This is a genomic window from Ruegeria marina (genome assembly GCF_900101475.1).
Classification (GTDB): Bacteria; Pseudomonadota; Alphaproteobacteria; order Rhodobacterales; family Rhodobacteraceae; genus Ruegeria_B; species Ruegeria_B marina.
The window spans coordinates 124850-144431 of sequence record NZ_FMZV01000014.1 but is presented as its reverse complement, the minus strand read 5'-3'; the positions used below and the strand labels follow the sequence as shown (position 1 = coordinate 144431).

Below are 19582 nucleotides of genomic sequence, written 5' to 3'. Positions count from 1 at the left end.
AAGCTGCTCACCCTCGCTGATCGACCTGGCGATCTTGCCAAGACGATTTCGGACCGAGGTGTTCGTCTGCTTTGCACAAGGCAGAAAAGCCTCCATGATACGTGCTGCTTCTCGAAACGAGTGTGGCGCCCAGGTTCGGCCTGAAGGCGCTGCAATTCAGGTGTCGACCGGCCCGGGAAGAAGGGGGCCAGCGGTGACAGTGGCCTACCGAGGGCGACGTCAGATTTGGCCCTGCACGCGCAGCGGCGGACGCGTGGCGCTTTGACGTGAAACCGACCGAACAACGTGTCTAGAACCCTCGGTCGATAGTCATGGATCGCTCTTACCTTGTTACAGCCAGGACAAATCCTGCTCGCCTCAGCGATTTCCTCGATTGTGAAACCTCCATCATAGGCAAATACCCCCAGGTCTTGCCCAATCCCCGGGTTAACCTACCGGGCAAAATCCCATCAACGGGTGGTATCCCTTCGATTTGATCACGCGTGGCAGGCTTTTAATTTGGCGCTTGTTCAGCTACGCTGGTCCGTGAAGGGGCTGAAGGTGGAACGTAGACTAGCAGCAATCTTGGCCATCGATATTGTCGGTTTTGCTGGACGTGTTTCGCGGGATGAGGCCGGGACCCTTGATATATTGAGCCGCCTCAGATCCGAAGTCGTCGAGATGCAGGTCGAGGCCCATAGAGGGCGGTTGTTCAAGTCGTGGGGAGATGGCTTTTTCGCCGAATTTTCCAGTACCATTGAGGCGGTAAGCTGTGCCGTCGGAATTCAGAGGATGGTAGCTGCAGAAGCGCGTCAGAAAGATAGCGCACGGCTTCAGCTTCGGATTGGCGTGTCGTTGGGCGATGTGGTCGTGCAAAACGGAGACCTGCTTGGCGACGGCGTGAACATTGCGGCACGGCTTGAGGCTATGGCAGAACCCGGCGGTATAGCGGTTTCAGGCGACGTGATGGCTCAGGTCAGGGGCAAGATCGAATTGTCACTGGTCGATTGCGGCTTCAAACGGTTGAAGGCATCGGACGCGCCCATACACGTTTTCATGACGCGATCCCAACCCGCGACGATGGGCGCATTTCTCGACATAGACGACGACGCCTTGCGGAAAACGTTGATCACAGGCGGCTGTCTGTGCGGAAAAATCAGGTACGAAATCAATGCCCCGGCAATCAGCACGGGCTATTGCCATTGCAGCATATGCCAGAAGTTTTCCGGCTCCGCGATGAGCACCTGGACCGCCTTTCCAGCATCAGCTGTACGTTTTTTGGGCGAAGAGCCGCGCTATTTCTCATCATCTCCAATTGCCAAGCGCGGGTTTTGTCCAACTTGCGGAACGAGTTTGACCTACAGGTTGGTACGCCCACGCAAAGCGGCTTATCTGATTGTCTTCACGCCGAGCCTTGATGAACCGAAAGGGTATGCTCCGGTCGCCCACAGTGGCATCGAAAGCCAGATGCCATGGCTGGAGATTTTAGATGACCTTCCGCGCACACGAACCCGCGACTCTCGTGTTCTTCAGCAGGCCTGGTCCAGCGTTGGCCTGCCGGACGCCGAAACCTGGGGGCCGCTCGCTGTACCAAAGGAAGTTTTTTGAGTTCGGTAGGTCGAAGGTCAGCGCCTGAAACCTGCGTAAAAGATCGTTCTGCCCGCCAGATTTTCGCGACGGCATCACGCTTTGCGGTCCGGACCGGCCATTGGGCCGGACGGGCGGTGCGGCCAAGGGACCATGGAAGAACGACGCGGTAGACGGGCGCGCCCAGCGGAACCGGGTCGGCGAGACCGCCCGTGAGGCTTCAGTTCACTGGTCTTATCTGCATACATGGAGGCAAGCCGCAGGCTTCAGTTGTAACTGACCCAGCGATTGTCGTTCTTGCTTTGAACGTCTTCAGGTGGGAGGAGTAGGTAACCTCCGACCAATGAATCTGAAGATTGGATCATTTATTGCAGCCTTATGTGTTCGGCCCTGATCTGCGGTCCCGGTTTCAGGCCAATCTCGGACGCTTTACCGCCCGGAATGTCGAGCGAGCCGGATTGCGTGATGCCGCCGTTGCAATCGTGGTGATCAGGCACAATGAGACAGGCGAGGCCTGCGTGCTGATGACATTGCGGCCGCCAAGCCTCAACCGCCATGGCGGTCAGTATGCCTTGCCCGGTGGCCGCATGGATGCGGGTGAAAGTGAAGTCGAGGCTGCCCTGAGGGAACTGCACGAGGAACTGGGCCTCGACTTGAGGCAAGATGACGTGCTTGGCCGACTGGACCAGTTTCCGACCAGATCCGGATTCCGGGTTTCACCGGTTGTCGTGTGGGCCTCTGGTGACGTCGAACTGCGTCCAGACCCTTCAGAGGTTGCGCAGGTGTTTCATTTGCCTTTGCGTGAGTTCGACAGCCCCGATATCCCGAGGCTCGAAGAGAGTGACAACAGCGAACACCCAGTGCTGTCTGCCTTTTTCCCGACTTTGGGGCATTACATGTATGCCCCTACAGCTGCCATTCTTTATCAATTTCGCGAGATTGCGCTGCGGGGCAAGACAACCAGGGTTTCACATTTCGACCAGCCTACCTTTGCCTGGAAGTAGTCACGAAACAAATTAACGAGATTGTTCCGGCCGAAAGACCTGGTTCCGGATCACGTGTGTTTCGCAAACCCTCTGACCAGCCAAGCCAAACCGGAAGAGTATCGCTCCTTCAAGCGATACTCTTCATACACGAAGCGCTCGGCTTCACCGAGGCGCAGCCCATCGAGACATGATCATCCGGCAGCTGCTTAAAAGTCGAGGTTTTCGACGCTCAGCGCATTCTGTTGAATGAACTCTCGCCGCGGCTCGACCGAGTCGCCCATCAACTTGGTGAAGATGTCGTCGGCCTCGACCATGTCATCCACCCGCACTTGGAGCAGTGTGCGCGCATCGGGGTCGAGCGTCGTTTCCCACAACTGTTCGGGGTTCATTTCTCCGAGGCCCTTGTAGCGTTGCAGGCTCAATCCCTTTTCACCCTCTTCCAGGATTGCCTTCAGCAGAGTGAGTGGCCCGTGGATCGCCTGTGAACGGTCGCGGCGCACCAGCGAGGCGGGCAGGGTATAGATCTCCTGCAAGCTTTGGGTGAAGCTCCCGGTCTTGCGGGCCTCGCCCGAACGGAGCATGGGGCCGTCCAGCGTGCGCACTTCCTCGACACCCCGCAGGATCCGGGCGAGCCGGATGCCGTGGTCCTGGGTGATCCGGCCCAGCCAGCCGCGTTCATACTCGAGCGCAATCAGATCGAGTCGGTCGGCGACCTTGTCGGCGACGCCTTGCAAATCGGCATCCACCGCGCCTGCGGCAAAGGCACCCGCCACTGCCGCCTGTTCCAGAATGTGCCGTGGATAATGCGTCGGGAAGGCGTCAAGAACCCGTTTGAGTTGCCGCGCCTCATCCACCACGCGCAGCAGGTCCTGCCCGACGATTTCCTCGCCATTTCCGAGTTTCAGAACCGCACCTTCGACCCCTTGCTGAACAAGGTAGTCGTCAAGTTCTGCCTGATCCTTGAGGTAGACCTCGGACTTGCCGCGCGCCACCTTGTAGAGCGGTGGCTGCGCGATATAGAGGTACCCGCCCTCGATCAGTTCCGGCATCTGCCGGTAGAAGAAGGTCAGCAGCAGGGTGCGGATATGCGCGCCATCGACATCGGCATCGGTCATGATGACGATCTTGTGGTAACGCAGCTTGCCGATGTTGAATTCGTCCCGCCCGATGCCTGTACCCAGGGCCATCACAAGGTTGCCGATCTCCTGGCTGCCCAGCATCCGGTCGAACCGGGCGCGTTCCACGTTCAGGATTTTGCCGCGCAGAGGCAACACAGCCTGGGTGCGCCGATCGCGCCCGGTCTGCGCCGAACCGCCGGCGCTGTCGCCCTCGACCAGAAAGACCTCGGTCTTCGACGGGTCCTTCTCGGAGCAGTCCTTGAGTTTGCCTGCCAGGTAATTGACGTCCATCGCCGTCTTGCGCCGTGTCAGTTCGCGGGCCTTGCGTGCGGCCTCGCGCGCCAGCGCCGCCTCGATGATCTTGCCGACGATCGACTTGGCGGTTACCGGGTTTTCCTCGAACCACTCGGCCAGCTTTTCGTTCACCAGGTTTTCGACCGCAGGCCGCACTTCCGAACTGACCAGCTTGTCCTTGGTCTGGGAGGAGAATTTCGGGTCGGGCACCTTGACCGACAACACGCAAGTCAGCCCCTCGCGGGCGTCATCGCCGGTAAAGTTGACCTTTTCCTTCTTGGCGATGCCGCTGGACTGCGCATAGTTGTTGATCGTGCGCGTCAGTGCCCCGCGAAAGCCGGCGACATGAGTGCCGCCGTCACGCTGGGGGATGTTGTTGGTAAAGGGCAGCACGGTTTCGTGGTAGCTGTCGTTCCACCACATCGCGATCTCGACGCCGATATCGTCGCGCTCACCCTTGATATAGATCGGTGCAGGCATCACCGGTGTCTTGGAGCGGTCCAGGTACTTCACGAATTCGCGTACGCCGCCCTCATAGAACAGTTCGGTCTCCAGCCGCTCGGCCGGGCGTTCGTCGATCAGGATGATGCGCACGCCCGAGTTCAGGAAAGCCAGCTCGCGCAAGCGCTTTTCAAGTGTCTCGAACGAGTACTCGAGATTGGAGAACGTGTTGGTGGAGGCGAGAAAGCGCACCTCGGTCCCCGTACGGTCGCCACAATCGCCGACGACCCGCAGATGCTCGACCGTATCGCCGCGTTCAAAGCGTGCAAAATGCTCTTTGCCGTTGCGCCAGACGCGCAGTTCCAGCCAGTCGGACAGGGCGTTCACGACGGAAACCCCGACGCCGTGCAGACCGCCCGACACCTTGTAGGAATTGCTGTCGAATTTACCACCGGCGTGCAGTTGGGTCATGATGACTTCGGCCGCTGAAACACCCTCTTCAGTGTGAATATCCACAGGAATTCCGCGCCCGTTGTCGGTCACGGAAACACTGCTGTCGGCATGGATCTTCACGGTCACGTGGTCGGCATGACCCGCCAGAGCCTCGTCGATCCCGTTGTCGACGACTTCGTAAACCATATGGTGCAGGCCCGAACCGTCGTCTGTGTCGCCAATGTACATGCCGGGCCGTTTCCGAACGGCTTCCAACCCCTTGAGAACCTTGATGGAATCCGCGCCGTATTCCTGCGGGTTCTGCTCGTTTTCGGACATTCGCGCCTTCCTTCATATCTTTGTGATTTTATACGAAACGCGGGCGGGAATGTCACGTGCAACACCCGCGAAAACGGGTAATTCAGGATGGTTTTTCGCAACGGCAAGCCAGCGCTGCGGCGGGAAAAACCAATGCCGGAACTTGAACCGGCAAGGCACCGCCGAAGTACTGCGCCGAGGTCAGGTAAACGGCAGGATCAACCCCACCGCGATCAGCATCGCCCCGGCCGTGAGGTTCATCCGCCTGAGCGCGCGCGGCGAATTCAGAACGCGCCGCACCCGGTCGACAAAGGCGGCAAGCATCAGGTTTCCCACCAGCGGGACCACCTGCGACACCACCACGATGGCGACAATATCCGCCGTCGAGATATTGGCCAGATCGAAGAAACCTGGCAGGATTCCCATGTAAAACAGGACCGCTTTCGGATTGCCCAGGATCACTACGAGACCGGCCAGAAACCCGGCCCAGACACCCGGTCTGGTCAGGCGGCTGTCATTGGCGATCGTCCGGTCGGCGTTACGAATGGTGAGAAGGCCGAGCGTCACGAACACGATGACTGCCACGAACTTCAGGATGATCGCAATCTGCGTCGAGGCGGCGGTGATCCAGCCAACCCCGAGAATTGCCAGTACCGGCCAGAGGCTGTCGCCGACGACAACCCCCAGCGTCAGTGGCCAGGCCGCGTTAAACCCTCCAGACAGTGTTCGGGCGGTCAGTGCCAGCCAGACAGGGCCGGGGGTCAGGAACAGGATGAAGACGGCACCGGCATAAAGTGCCAGATCGAACACCGAAAGCGTCATTTCCCCATCCCTTCTTCAAATCGCGCCTGCTGTAACAGGTCACCAGCGCAGGTCCCCGGTTGCTGCTGCGTTCAATCCGGTGACGTGACCGTTTGAACATCGGAAACGCCATCCTTTTCGGTCACTTGAAAGTATTGTGCACGGACACCCAGTTCCGTGAACAGTTCCGGCCCGGTTCCGGTCATCCAGGCCTGCGCATCAAGCGCAGAGATTTCGTCGTAGAGAGCGGCCCGGCGGCCTGCGTCCAGATGGGCCGCGATCTCGTCCAGCAACAGGATGGGCGGCGCTCCAACCTGCTTTGCCAGCGCCCTGGCATTGGACAGGATCAAGGACACCAACAACGCCTTCTGCTCACCGGTCGAACACTCGCTTGCCGGTACGCCCTTGGCCGAGAAAACACCGTGGAGATCGCTGCGATGCGGCCCGACCAGGGTGCGCCCGGCGGCGAGATCGCGAAACCGGCTTTCGGCTAGCGCCTCGCGCAGATCCGTTTCGGTCTCGGGCATTTCGCCTTCGGTCTGCACCAGGTCCAGTTCGGCGGTGGGAAAGGCGGTTTCGGCTTGTTCCTGTGCGGCACGCAAGGCCGCCAATGCCGTCTGGCGGGCCACATGCATGCGATGCCCTGCGGACGCCATCTGTGCCTCCAGCGCGCCATACCAATGGGCGTCGCGGACCTGTTCGCGCAGCAAACGGTTGCGTTCGCGCATGGATTTTTCGTAGGCCAGCACCGCTTCGGCATGATCAGGCTCAAAGCTCATGGTGATCCGATCAAGAAATCGGCGCCGTCCGTCCGGGCCTTCGATCCACAGCCGGTCCATCGACGGCACCAACCAGACCATTCGCACCAGGCGCCCCAACGCGATCTGGCTGGCATGCTTTCCGTCGATCCTGACATGCCGGGCCTCGCCGCCTTCGGACCAGGTTTCAATCTCGTGAATCTGGTCCTGGAATCGTATCGTGGCCGTCAGCTTCCAACCCAGCGCCTCGGGCCGCCGTGTCATCTCGGCGGCGCTGGCCCGGCGCATACCGCGACCGGGCGAAAACATCGAAACCGCTTCCAGGATATTGGTCTTGCCGGCCCCGTTCGGCCCGAAAATCGCCACTGGCCGGTTGTCGAGCAACAACCGGGCCAACCGGTGCGAACGAAAATGGGAAACTGCAAGCTCGGTCAGGGCCAGCGCCATGACCCCTCCCTTCATCTTTTCAGAAATACGCCCGCCGGAGGCATCGCGCGCAAGCGCGATCAGACGCGCATCGGCATGACCACGTAAACAGCGCTCTGGTCATTGCCTTCGCGCATCAGCGTCGGGTCGCCGGCGGAGTTGAACAGGAACACGGCATTCTCGCGGTCCACCTGGCTTGCGATCTCCAGCAGGTATTTTGCGTTGAAACCGATCTCTAGCCGTTCGTCGCCATAGGCCACCGCCAGTTCTTCCTCGGCGGCACCGCTGTCGGGCGCATTGACCGACAGCACCAGTTTGTCGGCCTCAAGTTGCAGCTTGACCGCGCGCGAACGTTCCGAGCTGACGGTCGCGACCCGGTCGACAGCCTTGGCGAATTCCGAGGCATCGACCTCGAGCCGCCGGGTGTTGGCTTGCGGGATGACGCGTGTGTAGTCGGGAAAGGTTCCGTCGATCACCTTGGAGGTGAGGGTAATGTCCGGGGTCGCGAAGCGCACCTTGGTCTCGCTGACGGAAACCGCGATGTCCATCTCGTCGTCGTCCAGCAGCTTGCGCAATTCGCCCACGGTCTTGCGCGGCACGATCACGCCCGGCATGTCGGTGGCGCCGCCGGGCAGGTCCGCGTCGATCCGCGCCAGGCGGTGGCCATCTGTGGCGACGCAGCGCAGCGTCTTGCCATCGGGGCCGTCGGCGACATGCATGTAGACGCCGTTCAGATAATACCGCGTTTCCTCGGTAGAGATCGCGAATTTGGATTTGTCGAAAAGCCGGCGCAGTACTGCGGCATTCGCGGTGAAATTCGACTGGTACTCGGACGAGGCCATGACGGGAAAGTCTTCGCGAGGGAGCGTTGCCAGCGAGAAATTGGAGCGGCCGGCATCTACCGTCAGGCGACCGGCAGCGGTATCCGCCGTCAGCGTCACCAGCGCGCCGTCAGGCAGTTTGCGCACGATCTCGTGCAAGGTCGTAGCAGCAACGGTGGTTGCACCGGCACGTTCGACCATTGCAGGGGCCTTGTCGACCACCTCGATATCCAGATCGGTGGCACGGAACTGAACGCTGTCGCCTTCGGCTTCGATCAGGACATTGGCCAGGATCGGGATCGTGTTGCGCCTTTCCACGACAGACTGGGCCTGTGCCACGGCTTTCAGCAGAGCGCCGCGTTCGATGCTGATCTTCATGTCCCTTCATCCTCCGAGTGGGCCGGGAAGGGCAAACTAACGGTTTCCCCCTTCGACACAAGGCTTTTGTGGATTTCTCGGGTGTATCGGGGAGGGCGTCAAGGGGGAGGGATCAACTCGTATGCCATTATGTCGCGGATGCAATTGTTTGCTGACGGGTTCGGTGGCAATGTCGAGAGGAACAGGGAGGTCACCATGGTGATTTCAAAGACGCAGGCGCGTGCCGCGGCCGAGCAATATCACGAAGAGGGCTATGCGCTTGTGCGCCAGTTCATCGATGGGGATGAGATCTTGCGTCTGCACAAGGAAACGCGCCGGATCTACGAGGAGGGTATGAAGCATCCGTCAACCTGGCGACACGGAAACCTCTGTTTCGAAATCCTGCCCGAAGCGGACTTCGGCGCCAGATACGTGATCCAAGCTTACTGGATGAGTTGGATATCGGACTACTTCGAACGTTTCCGCCGCTCGGAGGCCTATCTGACGCTTCTGGCGCCTATCCTGGGCGACAGTATCAAGCAGGTTGCGCAGCAGATTCACTGGAAACCGCCGGGGTCCCGCCTGAACGGATACCGGTTTCATCAGGACCTGCGATTCCGGGAGGCGCGGGATGCCTATCGGGACATAGCCGGATCGACCGTGAATACCGGTCTGGCAATCGACCCTGCCACGCGGGAAAACGGGTGTCTCCAGGTGATCCCCGGCTCGCACAAGTTGGGGTATCTGGGGCTATCGGACGACAGCGAAGGGGGTCAGATCATGAAAGGGCTGACCGCCGCAGAGGAGTTGCGCGCCAAGGGACTGGATCCTGACCGCGTCGTCTGGCTGGAACAGGAGCCGGGCGACATCGCCCTGTGGGGCCTGCTGACGGTGCACGGGTCCTTGCCGAACATGTCGGATCGCGACCGGGCTTTTGCGATTTCCAGTTACGTCAGGGCCGAAAACGCGGATCGGGGCGAATGGGCGTTTCGCGACGGCATGTCCACGCCGCTCGGGCCCGAGCCGCAGTTGTGCAAATACGAGGCGCTGCATGAGCGCCCCGAGCCGCACTATGTGAACGCCAAATGGTATGAGTGAAACCTTGGACCGGCAAGGAATGCGAGGGCAACCGTCGTCGCCCTCTCCGTTCCTACGCTTCGAGTGAGCGGCGCAGCATTTCCACGTCTTCGGCGATCTGACCATCGGTCGTCTTCAGCTCTTCGATCCGCTTGACCCCGTGCATTACGGTTGTGTGGTCGCGGCCACCGAACCGGCGCCCGATTTCAGGAAGCGACCGGCTGGTAAGCTGTTTGCACAGATACATCGCAACCTGCCGAGGCCGGGCATAGGAACGCAGACGCTTGGGGCCGATGATGTCGCTGAGACGGATGTTGTAATAGTCGGAAACCTTGCGCTGGATTTCCTCGACAGTGATCTTGCGCTCCGAGGCGCGCAACACATCTGCCAGGCAGTCCTGGGTCAGTTCCATGTCGATCTCGCGTCCAACCAGCGATGCAAAGGCGAACAGGCGGGTCAGGGCACCTTCGAGAACGCGCACGTTGGTCGAAATGCGGTGGGCCAGAAATTCCAGTACTCCATCTGCGATCACCAGGTCCGGATAGGCGGTCCGGTACATCTGAACCTTGGTTTGCAGGATACCGAGCCGCAATTCGTAATCGGTCGGATGAAGATCAACGACCAGGCCGCATTGCAGGCGGGATTTCACCCGATCTTCCAGATCCTTGATCTCGCCCGGTGCGCGGTCGGCGGAAATGATGATCTGCTTGTTCTGATCCACCAGCGCGTTGAAGGTATGGAAGAACTCTTCCTGTGTGCTGTCCTTGCCCGCGATGAACTGGACGTCGTCCACCATCAGCACGTCCACGGATCGGAAAAGATGCTTGAAATCCATCATGCGCCGTTCCCGCAGCGCCTGAACGAAACGGTACATGAACTGTTCGGCGGACAGGTACAGCACATTCAGTTCGGGACGTTTGGCCCTTAATTCCCAGGCAATCGCGTGCATCAGGTGGGTTTTGCCCAGGCCGACGCCGCCGTACAGGACCAGCGGGTTGAATGTGACCGGTCCGCCTTCGGAGACGCGTCTTGCAGCCGCATGGGCCAGTTCGTTGGGCTTGCCCACGACAAAACTCTCGAAGGTGAACCGTGAATCGAGCGGCGCGGCCTGCAAGGCGTCAAGCGGGTCGGACACCTCGGGGGCCCGAAGCAAGGCAGACTCTTCCCGAGCCGTTTGTGGTACTGCCGGCGCGCGAACGGGCCGCATGGGTGAATTGGCGGCGACACGGAACGCAAGACGCTGGACGGATTCGCCCGCAGTGTTCAACTCGTAGAGGATCAGATCAGAGAAATTCTGGCTTACATAGTTGCCCATGAAATTGGTCGGCACGGAGAACACCGCAACGCCATCTTCAAGCTTCTGGAATTCGAGCGGTTCGATCCAGGTCGTGTAGTTATTCTGTCCAACCGTCTTGAGCAGTTTCTGACAAAGTTGCCCCCATTTTTCTTGCGTCATGAATGCCTCACGCGTCCCGTTCAATGGTCGTTTCGACCTTGTTGCCCATCCGTTTTTGGCCGTTTCCGACCCGGATTCACTCCACATAGGAACAGCGTGCAGCCCCGTCAGAAACGGTGCTTATTGCCCGATCAGGCAATACTACAGGGTTGGCACTGTTGTTCCATTCGCCCAGAGGGCTCGACGGGAACAACACACACCGCCCAAAACACACTTCTGACAGGGTGGACGACCGAGGCAGCCCGGTTTCCACAAGGATCGGGAGCAGTCACGATGAATGCTCCCAACTTTCTTTCAAGACTGTCCAATGCCCGTCGGATCGGTCCGAAAGATGCCTGTCCCCCCAAGCGAGTGAATCGCTGGAACAGTGGTAGCAATTCGCTCCGCACAGCGGCAACGAAACTATGATGTTGACTCGGGATTCCGGCGCAAAGAATCTCTCGCTTCCGCAGCAAAGGGGATTCACTGCAACAGGCACAAAAAAAGGCGCTGCATGCGCAACGCCTTTTCAAGAAATCGCTTTCCGCGGATTCGCCGGTTGATCAGGCCATCGCTTTGACGCGGGCCGACAGGCGCGACATCTTGCGAGCGGCCGTGTTCTTGTGGAACACGCCTTTGGTGACGCCGCGCATCAGTTCCGGCTGTGCAATGCGCAAAGCGGTTGCTGCGGCATCCTTGTCGCCCGAAGCGATGGCTTCCTCGACTTTACGCAGATAGGTGCGAATCCGCGAGCGGCGGGCTTTGTTGACTGCAAAACGTTTTTCGTTCTGACGGGCGCGCTTTGCGGCCTGGGGCGAATTTGCCATGTTTTTCTGACCTTTGATCGGGTTCGGTTGTAGCTTTGTCGCGCAATGACGCACCTCGCCCGGATCAGTGTCACCGGTGTGATTCTAGCCAGAGCGGGCCCCACGCGCATGTATGACCGTGGCGTTTAGCCAAATCGCCGGAAAAAGCCAAGCCCCAACGGCCATGAAATGAAAACAGGCGGGAACATGCCCGCCTGCACTGACTGGTGATTCCTTTACGTGACGTCATTTGTCGCGGAATTGTGCCGCCCGTTTTTCCAGGAAAGCGGCCATGCCTTCCTTTTGGTCCTCGGTCGCGAACATCGAGTGGAATACCCGGCGTTCGAACAGGATGCCTTCATTCAGGGCCAGTTCGTAAGACCGGTTGACGGCCTCTTTCGCCGCCATCGCTGTAACCAGCGATTTCTCGGCGATCTTCTGTGCCGCGCCCAAGGCTTCCTCGACCAGTTTCTTGGCGGGAACGACACGGCTGACCAACCCGGCGCGCTCGGCCTCTTCGGCATCCATGAAACGCCCTGTCAGGTTCAGGTCCATCGACTTGGACTTGCCGACAAAGCGCGTCAGGCGCTGGGTCCCGCCCATGCCGGCGATGACGCCCAGGTTGATCTCGGGCTGGCCGAACTTCGCGGTGTCGGCGGCAATGATGAAGTCGCACATCATCGCCAGTTCGCAGCCTCCGCCCAGCGCGTAACCGGAGACTGCGGCGATGATCGGCTTGCGGATCGACGTGATCCGGTCATTCGCATCGGCAAAAAGGTTCTCGTCGAACACCTCGACAAAGGTTTTTTGCGACATCTCGCGGATATCCGCGCCTGCGGCAAAGGCCTTTTCGCTGCCGGTTATCACGATGCAGCGCACCTTGTCATTGGCATCTGCCTCTTCAAGCGCGGTGCACAACTCTCCCAGCAACTGGGTGTTGAGCGCATTCAGCGCATCCGGACGGTTCAGCCTGATGAGGGCTACGTGGTTCTCCACTTCGACGATGATCGTCTCAAAGGCCATGGGGCTTTCGCTCTTGCTTGTTCCGTTTCCGGACGATTCCTTATCACGGGGGTGAGATGGTTCAAGCTATCTTTGGCATTGCGCACAGTAGAAAGATGATCGTCCCGACTGGGTGATTCTCTGTACGGTTCCGATACAACCGGCACGTTTGCAGGGTTCTCCTTCACGTCCGTAAACATCAAAGCTGTGCTGAAAATATCCAAGCTCTCCATCAGCTTGTCGGAAATCCCGCAGCGACGAGCCGCCTGCCTCGATGGCTTCGCCCAGAACCTGTCGGATGATCGGAACCATCGCGCCGACACGGGCGGCGGCAATCTGGCCCGCCTTGCGACGCGGCGATACTCCGGCCCGAAACAATGTTTCACAGACATAGATATTGCCCAGTCCCGCGACGATTCCCTGGTCGAGCAATGCCGATTTGACGGGCGTGTTCCTGCCTTTGAGGGCGGCGATCAGATGTGCCTCGTGAAAATCGTTGCCCAGCGGCTCGGGCCCGAGCACCGCCAGCAGCTTGTGGCTTTCGGCGGTTGCCGTCGTCATCAGGTCCATCGCGCCGAACCGGCGCGGGTCGTTGAAGGTGATGCGGGCGCCATTGTCCATGTGCAACACCACGTGGTCATGTTTTTGCGCTGCCGGATGAGTGTGCACGAATTGTCCGAGCGGATCACCCGAAACGGTCATGCGCCCGGACATGCCCAGATGGATCAGCAGCGTTTCGCCCCCGGACAGATCGGCCAGGATGTATTTCGACCGGCGCCGCAGCCGTTCCACCCGCTGGCCCGTCAGCCGTTCGGCCATGCGCTCGGGGAATGGCCAGCGCAGGTCGGGCCGGTTCACCTCGGCGCGGGTAATCACGGCGCCTTCCATCGCGGGGGCAAGGCCGCGCCGCACGGTCTCGACCTCGGGCAATTCAGGCATTAGACGCTCCTCATCCAAAGGGCCGCATTGTGCCCCTGTCTCAGCGCCCTATAAGAAGGGGCGAAATCCGAGGAACAGCAAGACCCATGTCCGACACATCCGACAAGACCACTCATTTCGGCTTTGAAACCGTGCCGGAACACGAAAAGGCGGGCCGCGTTCAGGGCGTGTTCAACTCGGTTGCCTCGAAATACGACATCATGAACGACGTGATGTCGATGGGCATCCACCGGGTCTGGAAGGATGCGATGATGGATTGGCTGGCACCGCGCCCCGGCCAGCGGCTGCTGGACGTGGCGGGGGGCACCGGCGACATCTCGTTCCGCTTTCTCAAGCGTGCGGGCCATGGCCATGCCACGGTTCTGGACCTGACCGAACCGATGTTGGTCGAAGGCCGCAAGCGCGCCGAGGCCGAGCAGATGGCCGACAGTCTCGACTGGGTGGCGGGCGACGCCATGGCGCTGCCGTTCGAGGACAACACCTTTGACGTCTACACCATCTCGTTCGGCATCCGGAATGTGACCCGCCCGCAAGAGGCCCTGTACGAGGCCTTTCGCGTGTTGCGTCCCGGCGGGCGGCTGATGGTGCTGGAGTTCAGCCAGCTGCCCAACGACGGGCTGCAAAAGCTCTATGATCTCTACAGTTTCAACGTCATCCCCCGCATGGGTCAGCTGATCACGGGTGACCGCGACAGCTATCAGTACCTGGTGGAATCGATCCGCAAGTTCCCCGATCAGGAGACCTTTCTGGGCATGGTACGGGCAGCCGGGTTTGAAAACGCGAAATACCGCAACCTCAGCATGGGTATCACCGCGCTGCATTCGGGCTGGAAGATCTGAGTCATGCGTGGCCCCCACAACATCATCCGCCTGATCCGTACGGGCGCCACGCTGGAGCGCACCGGTGCGATGGGCGCGGTGCTCGATGCTTTTGACGCACCGCGCCCGCTGCGCATTCTGGCCCGCGCGCTGGGCAAACCGTTCCAGTGGTTGGGATACAAGGGCGATCCCAGCCTGCCGCCCGCCACCCGGGCGCTGATGGCGATGGGTCCGGCCTACATCAAGTTCGGCCAGGTGCTTTCGACCCGGCCCGACGTGGTGGGCGAGGATCTGGCAGATCAGCTTCGCGTTTTGCAGGACAAGCTGCCGCCCTTCTCTCGTGATGTGGCCATGCGCGAGGTGCAAAAGGAACTCGGTCGCCCGCTGTCCGAGATGTTCTCCGAGTTCAGCGAACCGATCGCGGCGGCCTCGATCGCGCAGGTGCACCGCGCCCGGCTGGCCGGCAGCGGTGACGAGGTGGCGGTCAAGGTCCTGCGCCCCGGTATCGAACGGGCCTTTCGCAAGGATGTCGATGCGTTCTATTTCGCCGCGCGCATCGCCGATCTTTTCGCGCCGGGCGCCCGGCGCCTGCGCCCGATGGAAGTGATAGAACATTTCGATGGTGTGGTGCGCGGCGAACTGGATCTGCGGCTGGAAAGCGCGGCTGCCTCGGAATATGCCGACAACACCAAGGGCGACGCGGGCTTTCGCCTGCCTCCGGTGCGCTGGTCGCTGTCGGCGCGGCGGGTGATGACCCTGGGCTGGGCCGATGGGGTGCCACTGGGCGACAATGCGGCGCTGGATGCCGCCGGGCACAACCGCCGCGATCTGGGTGAGCGGGTACTTCGTCTGTTTCTGCTGCACGCCTTGCGCGACGGATATTTCCATGCCGACATGCATCAGGGTAACCTGAAAGTTGCCGCCGACGGGGACATCGTCGCCTATGACTTCGGGATCATGGGCCATATCGACGAATATACCCGCCGGGTCTATGCCGAGATCCTGTTCGGTTTCATCCGCCGGGATTACAAGCGTGTGGCCGAAGTGCATTTCGAGGCCGGCTACGTGCCCGCCACCCAGGATGTCGACGAATTCGCCCGCGCCCTGCGCGCCGTGGGCGAGCCGATCTTCGGCATGGACGCCAGCCATATCTCGATGGGCCGGCTGCTGAGTTATCTGTTCGAAGTCACCGAACGCTTCGGGATGGAGACCCGCACCGAACTGATCCTGCTGCAACGTACCATGGTTGTTGTCGAGGGCGTGGCGCGCTCGCTCGACCCGCATATCAACATCTGGGAGGTCGCGCGCCCGGTCGTCGAGGATTACATCAAGCAATCCATCGGACCACGCGCGGTTCTTGCGGACCTGGGCAAGACGGCGCTGGTGGTCGCGCGCTTCGGGCCGCGCCTGCCGGATCTGGTCGAGCAGGCGCTGATCGCCCAGTCGCAGCCCCAGACACCGGACAAGTCCCGCCGCACCGCCGGCTTCTGGCCTGCGCTCGGCGGGGCGCTGGTCGGCGGCGGCCTGGTTCTGCTGGCCAGCCTGCTCATCTGAGAAATGTGTGACAGGCGCGCCGGCCATGCTAGGCTGCGCCCATGTCCCGCAGCAACCCATACCGCCCGTTCGTTCCCGATCCCGAACAGACCGCGCTGGCGCCCCGGCTCAGCGGCAATACCGTCAATGGTCTCGGCGAAGAGGCCCAGCGGCGTCCGCGCATGGTCTATTGGGCACCGTTTCCCGAGGATATCCCCCACGGTCCCCTGCAACACTATTTCTATCGACAATCGGCAAAAATGCCCGAGTTCGCCTCCCGCCGGGCCGCCCGGCAGGCAGTTCTGGAGGCGCCCCTGCCGCCGTTGGCTGCGACGCCCGAAACCCGTTCCCCGGAAACCTGGACATCGGCTCTGTCGCAGTTCGTGGCCGATGGCGTTTGCGAACTGACCGGTGTGGCCGAGATGAACCCTGACTGGGTTTTCGAGGGCCACGACATACCGCAGTCCCGCGTGATCATGATCGGGGTCCAACACGATTACGCGGCGATTGCCACCGCGCCTGAACCGCAGGCCGGACTCGAGGTGATGGCGCAATACACCCGTGCGGCGCGGGCCGCCAAGACGATCGCGGGCTGGTTGCGCGGACTAGGGTGGGGGGCCGAGCCGCTGACCGGCCCGATGACCGGCGCGCTGGCGATGATCCCGCCCGCGCTGGCCTGCGGTTTCGGCGAGCTGGGCAAGCACGGGTCGATCATCAACCCGGAACTGGGGGCCTCGTTCCGCCTGTCGGCGGTTCTGACCGACGCGCCCTTTGCTCCGACCCCTGGCCGGGATCACGGCATCGACGCATTCTGTCAAAATTGCCGAATCTGCGAAGATGCCTGTCCGCCCGAGGCGCTGTTTCCCGAAAAACAGACCGTGCGCGGCACGGTCAAATGGTATGTCGATTTCGACAAATGCCTGCCCTTCTTCAACCAGACCCATGGTTGCGCCATATGTATCGCGCAATGTCCCTGGTCGCGCCCGGGGGTTGGTCCGAATCTGGCGGCGAAACTGGCCCGCAAAAGAAGCAGGGACGCGACCGCCTGACCGCGTCCCCTGTTTCTTTCTGGTCCGAAATACTCCGGGGGTCTGGGGGCAGCGCCCCCAGCCTTTCCGCTCAGAGCCGCTCGATGGCGATGGCGATACCCTGACCGCCGCCGATGCACATGGTGATCAGACCCTTGGACCCGCCGGTGCGCTCCAGTTCATAGAGCGTCTTCAGCGTGATGATCGCGCCGGTGGCGCCGACCGGGTGGCCCAGCGCGATGGCGCCGCCGTTGGGGTTTACCCTAGCGGCATCGAGGCCGAGTTCCTTGTTCACCGCCAGCGCCTGCGCGGCAAAGGCCTCGTTCGATTCGATCACGTCGAAATCATCCACACTCAGCCCGGTCCGGGCCATCAGGTTCTGCACCGCCGGCACCGGGCCAATGCCCATCACTTCGGGGCGCACGCCGGCGTGGGCATAGCCCAGGATGCGTGCCTTGGGTTTCAGCCCGGCCTTTTCAGCCGCCGCTGCCGTGGCCAGCACCATCGCCGCCGCGCCATCGTTGATACCGCTGGCATTGCCCGCGGTCACCCGTCCGTCTTTCCGGAACACCGGCTTCAACCCCGCCAGCGCCTCGACCGAGGTCGCCTTGGGGTGCTCGTCCACCTTGAAATCCACCAGGTCGCGCTTGATCTTCACCTGGACCGGCGTGATCTGGCTGTCGAAATGGCCCGCCGCGATGGCCGCCGCCGCGCGCTCTTGAGAGGTCATGGCGAATTGGTCCATCTCGCCGCGGCTGATCTGGTGCTCGTCGGCGACATTCTCGGCGGTCACTCCCATGTGGCCGGTGCCGAAGGGGCAGTTCAGCGCGCCCAGCATCATGTCGAGCGACTTGACGTCGCCCATCTTGGCGCCCCAGCGGGCCTGGGTCATGATGAACGGGCTGCGCGACATGCTTTCGGCACCGCCGGCCACTGCGAATTCGGCATCCCCAAGCATCAACGACTGCACCGCCGAGACAATGGCCTGGGCGCCCGAACCGCACAGGCGGTTGACGTTCATGGCGGGGGTGCCGTTCGGGATGCCCGCCTGCATGGCGGCGACCCGGCTCAGGTACATGTCGCGCGGCTCGGTGTTGATCACATGGCCAAAGACCACATGGCCGATCTGCGCACCTTCCACGCCCGAGCGTTCCAGGGCCGCCTCGGTCACAACCGTGGCCAGGTCGATAGGCGCGGTCGAGGCGAGCGCCCCACCAAAAGTACCAATGGCGGTGCGGGCACCGTCCAGAATCACAATGTCAGTCATGCTGTCCTCCTCAAGATTTTCCGCATTATGCATCCGCAGCATGATTTGTCGCGTTAGACGTGCCGTCACGCCCCCTGCGGCCGGGAATTGACAATTCGTGGCGGTGCGCGCAGAGATTCCGTCATGACGGAAGACGCCGACGATATCCTGAACCGCCTGCCGGCTCGCCTGAAAGAGGCCCGCCGCGCGCAGGGACTCTCGCTGGAAGCAGTGGCGAATCTAAGCGGTGTCTCCCGTTCCATGGTCAGCCAGATCGAGCGCGGCGAGAGCAGCCCGACCATTGCAACCCTGTGGAACCTTACGCGGGCCTTGCAGGTCGATTTCGCGGGTCTGCTGGAGACCGCCGAAAGCGCCGACCATATCGACACGCTGCGCGCGGCGCAGGTGCCCAGCATTGACAACATGGGGCAGGGCTGCCGCATCCGCATCCTGTCGCCGCCCGAGGATGCCGGCGGGCACGAGGTCTACGATATCGCCTTTCGCCCCGGTGGTGCACTGGTCAGCCAGCCTCATGGCCGTGGGACCAGGGAACAGCTGACGGTGATCGACGGTTCGGTCCGTGTGACCTCGGGCACGGCGTCGCAAGACCTCGGCTCCGGGGATTCGGCGCGTTATGCCGCCGACATTGCGCATTCGATCACGGCGGGCGGTGATGGCGCGCGTGTGTTCCTGATCGTCAAGGCCGTCTGACGCCGGTGGTGGCGCGCTGGTCTGGCTGAACCGACGGCTGTCAGCGATCGTCGATCGCGTCGGACGGTAACAGCGGAAAGAATTGCCCCGACGACCAAAGGCCGAACCAACCCCGGTGATCTTCCCCGAGGTCCGCCAACCGATAGAATGTCTTGCGGTCGATCAGCGCCTCAAGCCCAGCACGAACATGGACATAGGGCGACGGTTCGTCCGTTTCCTCTGCGTGCTCCAGCCGGATCGGGTTGTCCGGCCCGGCCACCACCGTGTCGCCTACATTCGTGGTAAAGGTCAGAACCTGATCCGGGCCTTCGCCCGTCACGTCGAAATCGACTGCAACAAAGGGCGCGTCATCGACCGTGATCCCCACTTTTTCGACAGGTGTGACCAGAAAGTAGCGACTCTCTTCCAGTTTCAGTATCGAAGAGAACAGGCGGACCATGTTGGGCCGTTTTATCGGAATGCCCTCGTGGAACCAGGTCCCGTCACGGGCGATCCGCATGTCCATCTCGCCGGTAAAGGGCGGGTTCCACAGATGTACGGGCGGCAAACCCCGCGGTTTGACCGTCCGTACAGCGGCGGCCAGACTGTCGGCAGATGGTTTCACAGGCTTTTGTCCGCTCATTGCTTTTGCCATTTCCTCGCAGCGCGATACACTTATATCCATATACT

17 protein-coding genes and 1 pseudogene are annotated in these 19582 nt (G+C 61.3%); 7 read left to right on the top strand and 11 right to left on the bottom strand.

Features of this window, described 5'->3' with window-relative positions; translation table 11 throughout:
- Positions 1–374: pseudogene (locus BLT75_RS17810) on the bottom strand (ISKra4 family transposase); the annotation flags it as partial.
- A 190-nt stretch (positions 375–564) separates the two neighbouring features.
- Here BLT75_RS17810 and BLT75_RS17805 point away from each other — a divergent pair.
- Positions 565–1587, top strand: coding sequence for a GFA family protein (locus BLT75_RS17805; protein ID WP_143028595.1), 1023 nt, complete (start codon positions 565–567; stop codon positions 1585–1587).
- A 437-nt stretch (positions 1588–2024) separates the two neighbouring features.
- On the top strand, positions 2025–2570 hold the full coding sequence (locus tag BLT75_RS17800) for an NUDIX hydrolase (RefSeq protein ID WP_218128969.1): 546 nt from the start codon (positions 2025–2027) through the stop codon (positions 2568–2570).
- A 188-nt stretch (positions 2571–2758) separates the two neighbouring features.
- Here BLT75_RS17800 and gyrB read toward each other — a convergent pair whose 3' ends face one another.
- The 4 genes from gyrB to dnaN all read right to left on the bottom strand — a co-directional run bounded on the left by gyrB (position 2759) and on the right by dnaN (position 8339).
- Positions 2759–5176: a DNA topoisomerase (ATP-hydrolyzing) subunit B gene (gyrB, locus tag BLT75_RS17795; RefSeq protein ID WP_093034923.1), complete on the bottom strand. Its 2418-nt coding sequence runs from the start codon at positions 5174–5176 to the stop codon at positions 2759–2761.
- 180 nt (positions 5177–5356) lie between these two features.
- Positions 5357–5977, bottom strand: a complete 621-nt coding sequence (locus BLT75_RS17790; RefSeq protein ID WP_093034920.1) for a LysE family translocator — start codon at positions 5975–5977, stop codon at positions 5357–5359.
- Positions 5978–6048: 71 nt separating this feature from the next.
- A complete protein-coding gene (recF, locus tag BLT75_RS17785; protein ID WP_093034917.1) occupies positions 6049–7161 on the bottom strand; it encodes a DNA replication/repair protein RecF in 1113 nt (370 codons plus the stop codon).
- Between the two features lie 59 nt (positions 7162–7220).
- Positions 7221–8339 carry a DNA polymerase III subunit beta gene (gene dnaN / locus BLT75_RS17780; protein WP_093034914.1) on the bottom strand — a complete coding sequence of 373 codons (1119 nt, stop codon included), beginning with the start codon at positions 8337–8339 and terminating at the stop codon, positions 7221–7223.
- Positions 8340–8534: 195 nt separating this feature from the next.
- Between dnaN and BLT75_RS17775 the strand changes: the two genes are divergently transcribed.
- The gene (locus tag BLT75_RS17775) at positions 8535–9416 is read left to right on the top strand and encodes a phytanoyl-CoA dioxygenase family protein (protein ID WP_218128967.1); all 882 of its coding nucleotides are present in this window, start codon (positions 8535–8537) and stop codon (positions 9414–9416) included.
- 52 nt (positions 9417–9468) lie between these two features.
- On the opposite strand, the gene dnaA is transcribed toward BLT75_RS17775, so the two are convergent.
- The 4 genes from dnaA to mutM form a co-directional block, all read right to left on the bottom strand.
- Positions 9469–10851, bottom strand: a complete 1383-nt coding sequence (gene dnaA / locus BLT75_RS17770; protein ID WP_093034908.1) for a chromosomal replication initiator protein DnaA — start codon at positions 10849–10851, stop codon at positions 9469–9471.
- Positions 10852–11393: 542 nt separating this feature from the next.
- Complete coding sequence (gene rpsT, locus BLT75_RS17765) at positions 11394–11657, bottom strand: 30S ribosomal protein S20 (protein ID WP_093034905.1); 264 nt, start codon at positions 11655–11657, stop codon at positions 11394–11396.
- 225 nt (positions 11658–11882) lie between these two features.
- Entirely contained in the window at positions 11883–12659 is a 777-nt protein-coding gene (locus BLT75_RS17760) for an enoyl-CoA hydratase (RefSeq protein ID WP_093034902.1), read from the bottom strand.
- A 66-nt stretch (positions 12660–12725) separates the two neighbouring features.
- A complete protein-coding gene (mutM, locus tag BLT75_RS17755; RefSeq protein ID WP_093034899.1) occupies positions 12726–13577 on the bottom strand; it encodes a bifunctional DNA-formamidopyrimidine glycosylase/DNA-(apurinic or apyrimidinic site) lyase in 852 nt (283 codons plus the stop codon).
- Positions 13578–13663: 86 nt separating this feature from the next.
- Between mutM and ubiE the strand changes: the two genes are divergently transcribed.
- Genes ubiE through BLT75_RS17740 form a run of 3 tightly spaced genes read left to right on the top strand, consistent with a single transcriptional unit; the run spans position 13664 to position 16977 of the window.
- Positions 13664–14416, top strand: coding sequence for a bifunctional demethylmenaquinone methyltransferase/2-methoxy-6-polyprenyl-1,4-benzoquinol methylase UbiE (ubiE, locus tag BLT75_RS17750; protein WP_093034896.1), 753 nt, complete (start codon positions 13664–13666; stop codon positions 14414–14416).
- A gap of 3 nt (positions 14417–14419) precedes the next feature.
- A complete protein-coding gene (ubiB, locus tag BLT75_RS17745; RefSeq protein ID WP_093034893.1) occupies positions 14420–15949 on the top strand; it encodes a 2-polyprenylphenol 6-hydroxylase in 1530 nt (509 codons plus the stop codon).
- Positions 15950–15990: 41 nt separating this feature from the next.
- Positions 15991–16977: a 4Fe-4S dicluster domain-containing protein gene (locus BLT75_RS17740; RefSeq protein WP_093034890.1), complete on the top strand. Its 987-nt coding sequence runs from the start codon at positions 15991–15993 to the stop codon at positions 16975–16977.
- A 70-nt stretch (positions 16978–17047) separates the two neighbouring features.
- Here BLT75_RS17740 and BLT75_RS17735 read toward each other — a convergent pair whose 3' ends face one another.
- Positions 17048–18223, bottom strand: a complete 1176-nt coding sequence (locus tag BLT75_RS17735) for an acetyl-CoA C-acyltransferase family protein (protein WP_093034977.1) — start codon at positions 18221–18223, stop codon at positions 17048–17050.
- Between the two features lie 123 nt (positions 18224–18346).
- On the opposite strand from BLT75_RS17735, the gene BLT75_RS17730 reads away from it, so the two are divergent.
- Entirely contained in the window at positions 18347–18913 is a 567-nt protein-coding gene (locus BLT75_RS17730; protein ID WP_093034887.1) for a helix-turn-helix domain-containing protein, read from the top strand.
- Between the two features lie 40 nt (positions 18914–18953).
- Here BLT75_RS17730 and BLT75_RS17725 read toward each other — a convergent pair whose 3' ends face one another.
- On the bottom strand, positions 18954–19535 hold the full coding sequence (locus tag BLT75_RS17725) for a DUF1285 domain-containing protein (protein ID WP_245706570.1): 582 nt from the start codon (positions 19533–19535) through the stop codon (positions 18954–18956).
- Positions 19536–19582 lie beyond the last annotated feature (47 nt).

What these genes read in the sequence shown, in the direction of transcription:
- gyrB (WP_093034923.1), bottom strand. Translation starts at nt 5,176, where the DNA reads ATGTCCGAAAACGAGCAGAACCCGCAGGAATACGGCGCGGATTCCATC.
- BLT75_RS17790 (WP_093034920.1), bottom strand. Translation starts at nt 5,977, where the DNA reads ATGACGCTTTCGGTGTTCGATCTGGCACTTTATGCCGGTGCCGTCTTC.
- recF (WP_093034917.1), bottom strand. Translation starts at nt 7,161, where the DNA reads ATGGCGCTGGCCCTGACCGAGCTTGCAGTTTCCCATTTTCGTTCGCAC.
- dnaN (WP_093034914.1), bottom strand. Translation starts at nt 8,339, where the DNA reads ATGAAGATCAGCATCGAACGCGGCGCTCTGCTGAAAGCCGTGGCACAG.
- BLT75_RS17775 (WP_218128967.1), top strand. Translation starts at nt 8,535, where the DNA reads ATGGTGATTTCAAAGACGCAGGCGCGTGCCGCGGCCGAGCAATATCAC.
- dnaA (WP_093034908.1), bottom strand. Translation starts at nt 10,851, where the DNA reads ATGACGCAAGAAAAATGGGGGCAACTTTGTCAGAAACTGCTCAAGACG.
- rpsT (WP_093034905.1), bottom strand. Translation starts at nt 11,657, where the DNA reads ATGGCAAATTCGCCCCAGGCCGCAAAGCGCGCCCGTCAGAACGAAAAA.
- BLT75_RS17760 (WP_093034902.1), bottom strand. Translation starts at nt 12,659, where the DNA reads ATGGCCTTTGAGACGATCATCGTCGAAGTGGAGAACCACGTAGCCCTC.
- mutM (WP_093034899.1), bottom strand. Translation starts at nt 13,577, where the DNA reads ATGCCTGAATTGCCCGAGGTCGAGACCGTGCGGCGCGGCCTTGCCCCC.
- ubiE (WP_093034896.1), top strand. Translation starts at nt 13,664, where the DNA reads ATGTCCGACACATCCGACAAGACCACTCATTTCGGCTTTGAAACCGTG.
- ubiB (WP_093034893.1), top strand. Translation starts at nt 14,420, where the DNA reads ATGCGTGGCCCCCACAACATCATCCGCCTGATCCGTACGGGCGCCACG.
- BLT75_RS17740 (WP_093034890.1), top strand. Translation starts at nt 15,991, where the DNA reads ATGTCCCGCAGCAACCCATACCGCCCGTTCGTTCCCGATCCCGAACAG.
- BLT75_RS17735 (WP_093034977.1), bottom strand. Translation starts at nt 18,223, where the DNA reads ATGACTGACATTGTGATTCTGGACGGTGCCCGCACCGCCATTGGTACT.
- BLT75_RS17730 (WP_093034887.1), top strand. Translation starts at nt 18,347, where the DNA reads ATGACGGAAGACGCCGACGATATCCTGAACCGCCTGCCGGCTCGCCTG.
- BLT75_RS17725 (WP_245706570.1), bottom strand. Translation starts at nt 19,535, where the DNA reads ATGAGCGGACAAAAGCCTGTGAAACCATCTGCCGACAGTCTGGCCGCC.